Source organism: Methylobacterium sp. AC832, assembly GCF_979256025.1.
On the sequence record NZ_CEEDMV010000011.1, the window covers coordinates 31,569 to 42,123 of the forward strand.

Below are 10,555 nucleotides of genomic sequence, written 5' to 3' on the forward strand. Positions count from 1 at the left end.
ATGCGCCCGATCCCGCAACCACGCAGCAGGTTGGACAGGACGTGAACGGCGACCGTCCCATCATAGCCGCTCTTCAGTTCGGCCTCGGTCTCACGCTCGGTGTCGTGACCGCGATCGCGGCCGACCTGCTGCTCTGGATGCTGATCTGAGCGACGAAAGCCCGGACCGGTCTGCGTTCGACGATCCGGCTCGCACCGCGCTTCGACGAGCCTGACTTGTCGAGGCCCGTCCGCCGCGCCTCACCGAGACGGGGTATCAGGCAGGATGGGCGTGTTCCGCCGCCGCCGCCTCGGCACCGCCGGCGTCATGACGGTCGCCAGGAAGTCCCTCGGCCTGTAGCCGCCACATCCGCTCGAAGACGCCGCCGGCGTGGCGCAGGAAGGCGGGGCTGCCATCCTCGACCACACGGCCCTGGTCGATGACGAGGATGCGGTCGAAACCCGTGAGGGTGGAGAGCCGGTGGGCCACGCTGACGACCGTCCGGTGACGCATGATCCGCACCAGGGCGGCCTGGATCGCCATCTCGGATTCGGTATCGAGGGCGGAGGTCGCTTCGTCGAGCAGGATGATCGGAGCATCCTTCAGGAAGGCGCGTGCAATGCCGATCCGCTGACGCTGGCCGCCCGAGAGCTTGGCACCGCGCTCGCCGACGATCGTGTGATAGCCCTGCGGCAGGCGCCTGACGAAACCGTCGCAGGCCGCGGCCCGGGCGGCGGCGAAGACGGCCGCGTCGTCGGCATGCGGGCGGGCGAAGCGGATGTTCTCCATCACGCTGCGATGGAGGAGGCTGATGTCCTGGGGCACCACCGCGAGAGCGTCGCGAAGCGAATCCTGCGTGATGGAGTCGATGGGCGTCCCATCGATGAGGATGGCCCCCCTCTCCACGTCGTGCAGGCGCTGCAGGAGTTGAATCAGCGTTGACTTGCCCGCGCCGGAAGGGCCGACGATCCCGACCTTCTGCCCGGCCGGAATGGTCAGGCTGACACCGTCGAGCGCGCGCGCACCCGGCCCATAGGCGAAGGAGACATCCCGCAATTCGATCCGGCCGGCGCTGCAGAGCAGGGCGGGAGCGCCCGGCGCGTCGCGGACCGTCCGGGGCTTGGCGATGACCGCCAGGGTTTCTTCGATGAAGCCGAATTGCTGCGCCACGTCCACGAGCGAGAGGGCCATGTCCTTCGAGCTGTGCAGGATGCGCAAGGTCAGGCTCGCGACCATCACGATGTCGCCGGGGCTCGCCTGCCCTCGCCCCCATAGAACGATCGCCCAGGTCAGGATGCCGGCCGCCATCACCCAGAGGGCGAGGTCGTGGAGGAGACGGGCGATTTCGAGATACATCCAGCTCCGTCGCTGGGCGGCGGCCTCGGCCTCGAAGCCGGTCCGCAGGCGCAGCCATTCGCGGCGGCGCGCCGAGAAGGCCTTGACCGTCCACATGTTGGTGATCGTGTCGACGAGGTCCCCGGCCACGGTCGCCGCCTCCCCCGAATAGGCCCGATGAATCGGCCGGCCGCGCTCCCCGAACACGATCAGGCCAAGGGTCACGGCGGTGACGAAGACGAGGAGGGCCGCCGTGAGCGCGAGGTCGATGGTGGAGAAGATGATCACGGCCCCGCCGACATCCACGAGCGGCGGAATGATCCGCCAGATCAGGGTGTTGATCAGCGCTCCGAAATTGCCGGCCGTGGCCGTGATGCGCTGGCCGAGGGAACCGGCGAGGTTCTCGGCGAAGTAACGCATCGATTGCGCGCTGAGCTCGTCGAAGAGCTCGAGGCGCAGGCCGACCCCGACCCCGACCGTCGTGCGGCAGGCGAGCCAGCCGGTCAGCCGGGCGAGCAGGCTCTCGGCGGCGATCAGGCCGAGAAACAGTATCAGCACCCCGGTGACGGCCGACGCGGCGTCGGATGGCAGCGTCATCGCATCGACGAACCGCTTGAGCACGTATTGCTGGCCGACGCCGCAGGCCGCCGAGGCGATCACGAGGGCGAAGAGCAGGCCGAAATGCCAACGCCAGCGCGAGATGTGATGCAGGATGAACCGGCCGGGACCGGACAGGTGCGGGGAGACGAAGGGAGCGTCCGTCATGAGGTACCTGATATGTCCGCAAACAGGCCCTGCTGGCGGGCGAGTTCCGCGGCGAAGTCCGGGTCGCAGGACCGTCGTCCATCGGGATCGGGCGTCGAGAACAGACCGACCGCACAGGGCCGTTCGTTGTCCCATCCGGGATAGTCGACGACCGGATAGAGGCAGATTCCCTCCACCGGAACGCCCATTCGGCGGGCGGCCCGGACCTCGCCGCAGACGTAATGCAGCCAGGCAGGGCGGGCGCTGCCTTCGGCGCCCGTCTCGGCCACCAGAATGGGGCGTGCGAACCGGGCATGCACGTCGGCCAGCATGTGGCGCAGGGGCCGGTAGGCGTGGTGCCCGAGGGGGATCGTCCCCCCGCCATGGACCCATTGGTTGTCCGGATAGAAGTTCACGCCGACGATATCGAGGCAGCCAGGATCACCGCCGAGTTCCGGACAGAGGCGTCCGCTCACCATGTCCAGAGCTTCGTATTGCACGCTCCGGTAGGCGTTCGCGGCCGCCTCGCCCTCGGGATGCCCGGAAATCACATGGATCAGGGGTTCGGCATGGAGGAAGCGCGCGTCCGGCACGACCTCCCGGATGGACCTCGTCGCGGCAATGGAGGCTCGCACGAGTTGTCGCTTCAGCTCCGGCCCCCGTTCCAGTGCCAGGGGCGCCATGCGGGCGACGTCGCCTCCTGCCCAGGCCCAGTACGAGATCTCGTTGACGGTACAGAAGGCGGGTGTCCCGTCGGTCTCGGCAGCGACGACCCGTGCGGCGTGGGAGGCGAAGGCGGCGAAGCGGGCGACGAAGGCATCCGACCAGATGTCGATGTCGTCGGGCCAGCCGTAATGGCAGAGGTCCCAGATCACCCGCAGGCCGCTGTCGCGGGCCGCCCGCAGCATCGGCAGGGCGCTCGACCAGTCGTAGCAGCCAGGGGCGACCTCGATCCGGTGCCAACGCAGGCCATCGCGGGCGCCGCCCAGCCCGCGAGCGCGCAAGGCCGCGTAATCGGAGGCCGCCCAGATGTCGTGGCCGGTGGCGGCGATCAGGTCGAGGCGGCGTCCATCGGCGCGGCGATGGGTCGAACATTCGAACCCGCCGAGGAACGGCGTCGGGGTGATCGCGTGCCCCCTCCCGCATGCCGGTTCCTCGCGGAACGCGCTCAGGGCGCCGGTCATTCCGCGGCCTGGCGCGCGGGAAGCGGCGGAGTGGCACCGAGGGCGTCGCGAAGGCGCTGCATGGCGCTGATCCGGGTCGGCATGAGGAGGCCCCGTGAACTCGTCAGGGCTCGGTTGGTGGTCGGCGCTCCACCCTGGACGGCAGGCGGCGCAGGACTCGACAGAAGGCGTGAGATTTCCGCGGCAAAGCTGTCTCGCAGGACCGCACCGCGATTGGCGAGATGCCAGGGCCCGGCCTCGCCATCGATGAGGAGGTCCAGCGCCGCATGGGCGAGATCCGGCAGGTAGCTCAGGGACAGGATCTCGGTCGGCCGGGGCAGTCTTCCGCCGCTCTCCCCGAGGGCTCCGAGAAACTGCTCCGATCCGCTGGCCGGTTCGGGCGCATCGAAGACGAGGCCGGGCCGCACGATCAAGGCGCGCGGGGCGTGGGACCGGATGCGCCTTTCGGCCTCGGCGACGCTTTGCGCATAGAGGCCCTCGGGCCTGACCGGATCGGCCTCGCAGGCGGGGCGACCGAGGCTGCCGTCGAAAACCCGGTCGCTGGAAAAAACCAGGAGTGGTATGTCCGCTGAGGTGCAGGCTGAGGCGACCCGCCCTGCCCGGCCGGCATCGACGAGAAGCGTACCGCCGGGATAACGCCTTGCCGCCGCATCGATATCGAGGCCGGTGGCGTCGATCACCGCCCAGGCTCCGTGCAGGGCGATCAGTTCGGCGAGGGCCGATACCTTTCCGGACGCGGCCGGAGCGCCGATGTGACGGAGACCACGCTCCTCGCAGATGCGAGCCAGACCGCGCGCACGCGCGCCGTCGGAACCGAGGATCAGGACAGGCCTGGCCCGCTCCGAATGGGCGACTGGAGGGGTGTCGACGGGCTTGACGTAATAGCGCGATGGTCGGCGCCACCAGCCGGGCATGTCGAGGACCGGATGATCGAACCGTCCCGTGCGCGCGAGCGATGCCGCGGCTTTGGCCAAGGCCGTCGCGCGGGGCAGCGGTGCCCGGATGTCGTAGGCGCCGGGCTCGTAGGTTCCGGCCCGGGCGACGAGCAAGCTGTTCCAGTCCACCGCTCCCATGAGGGACCATAGGGTCACGGCTTTGACCGGAATGTCTTTCACACGGAGAGCCGTGGCGGCATTCCAAAGCTCCGCCAGCCAGCGCAGTTGTTCGTCCCGGCTGCAGCCGTGATGCGCCTCGGTGATCGCCATGGGGGTGCGGTAGCGGTGCCAGACCTCGGTGAGGCGGGCGGCGGGACCCGTACCGCCGTCGCAGAGGGCGACGCGTACGGCCTCCGCATCGGCGTAGCGTTGGCGGCCGTTTCCGCCCCGCAGATCCTTCGGGTACGCGCTCAGCCGACCGTCGAGATAGCGCTCACTCGTGAGATAATGGTTCACACCGATGATGTCGGGCGCACCTTCCCCCTCGCTGAGAAGGGCCAGATCGTCCAACGGGACGCCATGATCGATGAGGCGTCTAAACCAGGGATGGGTAGGATCGACCCGCCCGCAGAGGAGATCGAGGCTGAGCCAGCGTCGCTCGTTCTCGTAGGCCGCCTGGCTGGCGAGGGCGGGCGTGCTGAAGGTCCGCCCGATATCCTCGGTCTGGACGAGGCGGGCATCCGGTATCACCCGGCGGATCGCCCGCATGGCGAGGAGGGTCGCCTTGCATTGGTTGACGACCATGCGCAGGAAAGCGGCCTCGCTGCGCAGGTGAGGGTACCAATGGCCATAGAGACCGCTGAATCGCGCCGTGGTCAGCGGTTCGTTGACCGGCGTGACGTCGCGTAGCCAGGGGAAGCGCCTGGCGACCGAGCCGGCATAATCCGCCAACAGGCGAGGCAGGGCCGGATCGAGGAGGCTGGTGTAGCGCGGGCCGCTACCGTGATGAAGCAGGCCGACGATCGGGACGATGCCGTGGCGCTGCAGGCGGGCCAGCCGCGCATCGTGCCAGGACCAATCCCGCGCATCCGGATCATGCGGGGCGACCGTCTCCCACAGAAGAGGATAGCGCAGGGTACGGATTCCGAGCCGCGCGACGGCATCGATATCCCCCATGCGCCAGCGATGGCCGGTCTCGCGGATCTGATCGCGGAACCGGTCTTGAATCCGGGCAACCGTACATTCGAAACCACCCCACAGTTCAGGGGGTGCGGCTGATGAATTCATCGTCCAATCCGCGACCGCCGGTTTAGGCATTTGTCGGATTTCATACTAATCATGACCCGATATCTGAAAAGATGTCACATGTTATTCGAATAATAATATGCATCGGCCACGGTAATATCATTAACTTATGCGATAGACGGCATGTTTAGCTGAAAATATTGGTTTTTTATTGATCCTGATCTGCCTGTGCTGCTTCGCTTGAGCGATGGCTGGCGGAGTTGAGGAGGGAATTCATCTGTGAAGCAAGAAGCTGGACCGACGCCGCCTTCATCTATTGGACAGGGACTTTCCGCCATCAATGCGCTCCCGACGTTGCGGCATTCGCGCCTCGACTTCGAGTATCGGGGTGCGTCGCAGAGCGATGCTCGCCCATTGCTGGTCTGTTTCTCACATCTACGCTGGAATTTCGTCTGGCAGCGTCCACAGCATCTTCTCAGCCATGCGTCCGAACGGTTCGATGTCGTCTTCGTCGAGGAGCCCATCTTCGAGGCGGGAGCCGTGGCGCGGCTGGAGCGCAAGCGGATTGGGCCGTCCCTGCAGCTCCTCGTCCCGGTCATCGATCCCGCGGATGCACATGAGGCCGTCTCGATCCTGCAAGGCCTCCTCGCACAAGAACTGGACGCCCTCGGCCATACGACGCGGATCTTCTGGTACTATACGCCGGCAGCCATCGCCTTCACTTCCGATTTACCGCGCGATCTGACGCTCTACGACAACATGGATGAGCTGTCGGCCTTCAAGGGTGCATCGGACACGCTGGTCGCTCAGGAGACGGCTCTGCTGGGACAGGCCGACCTCGTCTTCACCGGCGGGCACAGCCTCCATGCCGCGAAATGCGACCGACATCCGAACATCCATTGCTTCCCATCCTCGGTCGATGCGGCGCATTTCGCCCGCGCTCGGGGAAGCGTCACGGCTGACCCTGCCGATCAGGCTGCGATCCCGCATCCGCGCCTGGGGTTCTTCGGCGTCGTGGATGAACGTTTCGACGCCGATTTCCTCGACGAACTCGCCGACCTGCGGCCGGACTGGCAGTTCGTCATTCTCGGTCCGGTGGTCAAGATCGATCCGGCCGGATTGCCGAGAGGGCCGAACATCCACTGGCTCGGGCCGAAGTCTTACGCCGAGCTTCCGGACTACTTGGCGCATTGGGATCTCGGCCTGATGCCCTTCGCCCTCAACGCCTCGACACGCTTCATCAGCCCGACGAAGACGCCAGAGTTCCTGGCCGCCGGACTGCCGGTCGTCTCGACGCCGATCGTCGACGTGGTGCGCAGCTACGGCGAGATCGGTCTCGTCGAGATTGCCGAAACGCCGATCCAGGCCGTCCTCGCAGCCGAAGCCTTGATGGCGCGCCCGCGAGAGCCCTGGCTCACCCAGGTCGATACTCGCCTCGCGGGCGGTTCCTGGGAGCGGACCTGGGCCGACATGGAGGCGAAAATCATGGCCGCCCTGGGCATCCCGATACTTGCTTCCTATTCGCCGCCGCTCCGCGAGACGGCCTGATCTTCCTTTTCCACTTTGTCGCGCGCCTCTCCACGCCGCCGCCCGGGCGACGGCGTCGGGCCGCTGCATGAGGGCTTGAAAGCGATGTATGACTGGCTGATCGTTGGAGCGGGTTTCGCGGGCAGTGTCCTGGCCGAAAGGATCGCACGGGAGCGCGACGAGCGGGTCCTCCTCGTCGATCGGCGCAACCACATCGGCGGCAACGCCTATGATTGCTTGAATAAAGATGGCTTGCTGATCCACCAATACGGGCCGCACATCTTCCACACCAACGCGAAATCCGTGTTCGACTATCTCTCCGGCTACACCGCGTGGCGCCCCTACGAGCACCGTGTACTGGCCGAAGTGGATGGCCAGCGCGTTCCGATCCCCATCAACCTCGACACGATCAACCGGCTCTACGGGCTCGATCTCGATTCCTCACAGCTCGAAGCGTGGCTCGCGGCACGGGCGGAGCCGGTGGAGGAGATCCGGACGGCGGAGGATGTCGTTGTCTCCACAGTTGGGCGCGAACTCTACGAAAAGTTCTTCCGTGGTTATACGCGCAAGCAATGGGGGCTCGATCCCTCACAGCTCGACAAATCCGTGACGGCACGCGTGCCGACACGGACGAACCGAGACGACCGCTACTTCAACGACATCTATCAGGCGATGCCGAAGCATGGCTACACGGCGATGTTCACCGCCATGCTCGATCATCCGAACATCACCCTGGCTCTCGATACCGATTACCGGAGCCTCAGCCGTTCCGTGCGGGCCTGCCGCACGATCTTCACGGGACCGATCGACGCCTTTTTCGACACCTGCTACGGCCCGCTGCCCTATCGCAGCCTGCGCTTCGAGCATGTCACGCGAGACGTGCCTTGGCACCAACCCGTCGGCGTGGTCAACTATCCCCAAACCGAGGATTACACGCGCGTCACCGAGTACAAGCATCTCACGGGGCAGCAGCACGCTCATACTGCGCTGACCTACGAATATCCGGTCGCGGAGGGTGAGCCCTACTATCCGATCCCCTGCCCCGAGCATCAGGCGCTCTACAAGCGGTATGAGCGCCGAGCCTTGGAAGAGCAGAGGGTTTGGTTCGTCGGACGCCTGGCGACCTATCGTTACTACAACATGGACCAGATCGTCGGGCAGGCTTTGGCGACGTTCCGGCGGATCGATGCGGAGGTGTCGCGGCGCGACGGGCGAGCGCGCCCGTCGGCGGGCCATGAATTGGCCGCGCCGAGCCCCGCCTGAGGGGCCGGATCGCGACCTCCGACGGGAGGCTCAATCGGAGACCGCTGCGCCGCCATCCGCTTCTTCTTCGGTCGGTAATTCGCAGCGGTTGTGGATGTCGGTGGCCGCAATGGCTCCGTGGCCCATGGCGACGACCACCTGATCGAGGCCCCGCACCACGCCGCCGGCCGCATAGAGACCCGGCACCGTGGTCCGGTTGTGCTCGTCGACGATCAGGGCGCCCGTCCCATCATGGCGGGCACCCATGGCGAGGGCGAGTTCGGAGCGGATCGTCAAACCCAGGGCCGAATAGAGCACCTCGAAACGGTGCTCCGCGCCGTCCGCCGTTCGCAGCACGGTGATCCGGCCGTCCCCGATGTCGAGGCCGAGCACCGGCTCGTGCACCACCGTGATCCCATGTCGTTCCACCTGCTCGCGCTGGCGCGCGTCGAGCGCCATGCCCTGGCCGAGGGTCAGGAGGGTGACGTCCCGGGAATAGGTTCGAGCGACGAAGACGGCCTCGCCGAGGCCGCGGTCGCCATAGCCGATGACGGCGATCCGCTTGTCCTTCGCTTCGTAGCCATCGCAGATCGGGCAATACCGCACGAGCCCGCGCCGGATCGCGTCGGGCAGGTCCGGCAGGTTCGGCTCGATGTCGTCGGCACCCGTGGCGAGCAGCACGCGGTGCGCGCGAATCTGGTGTTGGGCGACCCCGCCCTCGACCGTAGCGATGAAACGGCCGTTGTGTCTTTCCAGCTTCGTGACCGTCCCGTCGACGATCTTCGCACCGAAGCGGAAAGCGTGCTCGCGCTGGCGGGTCAGGATTTCCGGGCCGGATATTCCTGCGCTGAAGAAGGGAATATTGTGGCTCGTTGGGATCCAGGACGTTCGCGCCTGACCGGAATCGACGACCAGGAAGCGGCGTTCGAACCGGGCCAGGTACAAGGCCGCCGTCAATCCTGCCGGACCACCGCCGATCACGAGGCAATCGAGGCAAGTATCCCGGCTCACCGGTGATGCGATCGTCATCCCGTCATCCGTCCTGAAAGTTACCCCCGATACGCTCCGCGCCGCTCGATTCCCCATCGCCGCCGCACATTCGAGAGGGGTTCACGGCTGCATCGCAGGCCATCGCCGAGCCCTGCCCACGAGGAGCAACGCCATTCTCCGGAGGTGCGGGGGGCAGAACAACAACCTGAATCAATCGAGGCGGCGAAGCTTGGTGAAAGATCGGTGGCCACGAATGCTCTCACGTCGAGATGTCGTTGTATGCCGCGTGACGAAGGAAGCCCTGTCGACCATCGCAGAGTCCCGCGGCCGAGACGGGTTGCGCGACGAAAGTTCGATGACGACAACACTTATTAGAATATGTGCTTATCATTGTTGAGGAATGATTTTGCGCGGATGCCAATCTATTTTAACGCTCGGCCGGATCGGGGGTGATAGTCGGTAGAGATAGTGCGCCGACGGTGCGTGGTCGTGCGTGCAGACTCGCGGTCTCTCCGCGGGTGGCAGAGGCGGCGCTCCGTCGAGCGTCAAAACCGCCAGTGATGCGATGCCGCTGATCCGCAAGCTCATGAATGTCATGACTTTGTCCGAGGATGAGCGCCATGCCATCCAAGGGTTACCCAGGACATACCGCCGCCTCGCTGCTCGCCAGGAGATCACGTCCGAGGGTCACGGTTCATCGCAATGCTCCGTCATCCTCGACGGGTGGGCGTGCCGTTTCAAAACCCTGCAGGACGGTCGGCGACAGATCCTGTCCCTGCATCTCCCAGGTGATATCCCCGATCTGCAAAAGCTCCATTTGCCGACGATGGAGCATAGCCTCGGCGCCCTGACGGAATGCACGGTTGCCTTCATTCCCCATCACGCTCTCCATGGTCTGACAGAGCATTTTCCTGCCATCGCGGCGGCCCTTTGGCGGGATACTCTGCTGGACGCTGCGATCCTCCGCGAATGGATGGTCAATATCGGCCGACGCTCCTCGACGGGGCGGATCGCCCATCTGCTCTGTGAGATCTACACGAAGCTCACCGCCATCGGCTTGGCGCAGGATGGTCGCTGCAGGTTTCCCCTGACGACGGGAGATCTTGCCGATGCCACCGGACTTACGGCGGGCGATGCCGGTCAGGTTCTGCGAGACTTGAGGGCCCGCGGCCTGATTTCTTTGGCCGGTGATGAACTCGTCATCGAGAACTGGCGAGCCTTGAGCGAACTCGTCGGGTTCGATCCGACCTACCTGTATCTGGCACCCAGCACGGCGGGCCGGACCGGTTTACCGGATGGAGCGACCTTCACGAAGGCGCCCTCCGTCGAGCCGGAGAATCGAGAGCGGTGCATTCCAGACGCCATCAACGGCATTAACCAAGGTCAATGCAGGCTATAATATCAGCGTTCATAAGGATCTCTCATACTCTTTGC

7 protein-coding genes are annotated in these 10,555 nt (G+C 65.6%); 3 read left to right on the top strand and 4 right to left on the bottom strand.

Features of this window, described 5'->3' with window-relative positions; translation table 11 throughout:
* Positions 1–255: 255 nt before the first annotated feature.
* The 3 genes from AC0IXR_RS23480 to AC0IXR_RS23490 are packed head-to-tail and all read right to left on the bottom strand — an operon-like array spanning position 256 to position 5,404.
* The gene (locus tag AC0IXR_RS23480; protein WP_471762369.1) at positions 256–2,079 is read right to left on the bottom strand and encodes an ABC transporter ATP-binding protein; all 1,824 of its coding nucleotides are present in this window, start codon (positions 2,077–2,079) and stop codon (positions 256–258) included.
* Positions 2,076–3,242, bottom strand: coding sequence for a beta-glucosidase (locus tag AC0IXR_RS23485; protein ID WP_471762370.1), 1,167 nt, complete (start codon positions 3,240–3,242; stop codon positions 2,076–2,078). Before AC0IXR_RS23485 ends, AC0IXR_RS23480 begins: the two co-directional genes overlap by 4 nt.
* Positions 3,239–5,404, bottom strand: a complete 2,166-nt coding sequence (locus tag AC0IXR_RS23490) for a sugar nucleotide-binding protein (RefSeq protein WP_471762371.1) — start codon at positions 5,402–5,404, stop codon at positions 3,239–3,241. The genes AC0IXR_RS23485 and AC0IXR_RS23490 overlap by 4 nt, the downstream gene beginning before the upstream one ends.
* A 312-nt stretch (positions 5,405–5,716) precedes the next feature.
* Between AC0IXR_RS23490 and AC0IXR_RS23495 the strand changes: the two genes are divergently transcribed.
* Both AC0IXR_RS23495 and glf read left to right on the top strand, forming a co-directional pair.
* The gene (locus AC0IXR_RS23495) at positions 5,717–6,910 is read left to right on the top strand and encodes a glycosyltransferase (RefSeq protein ID WP_471762372.1); all 1,194 of its coding nucleotides are present in this window, start codon (positions 5,717–5,719) and stop codon (positions 6,908–6,910) included.
* Positions 6,911–6,994: 84 nt separating this feature from the next.
* Entirely contained in the window at positions 6,995–8,152 is a 1,158-nt protein-coding gene (gene glf, locus AC0IXR_RS23500; RefSeq protein ID WP_471762373.1) for a UDP-galactopyranose mutase, read from the top strand.
* 30 nt (positions 8,153–8,182) lie between these two features.
* Here glf and AC0IXR_RS23505 read toward each other — a convergent pair whose 3' ends face one another.
* The gene (locus AC0IXR_RS23505; protein ID WP_471762375.1) at positions 8,183–9,160 is read right to left on the bottom strand and encodes an NAD(P)/FAD-dependent oxidoreductase; all 978 of its coding nucleotides are present in this window, start codon (positions 9,158–9,160) and stop codon (positions 8,183–8,185) included.
* A 556-nt stretch (positions 9,161–9,716) separates the two neighbouring features.
* Here AC0IXR_RS23505 and AC0IXR_RS23510 point away from each other — a divergent pair.
* Positions 9,717–10,520 (top strand): Crp/Fnr family transcriptional regulator, encoded by an 804-nt coding sequence (locus AC0IXR_RS23510; protein ID WP_471762405.1) that lies wholly within the window; start codon positions 9,717–9,719, stop codon positions 10,518–10,520.
* Positions 10,521–10,555: the final 35 nt, after the last annotated feature.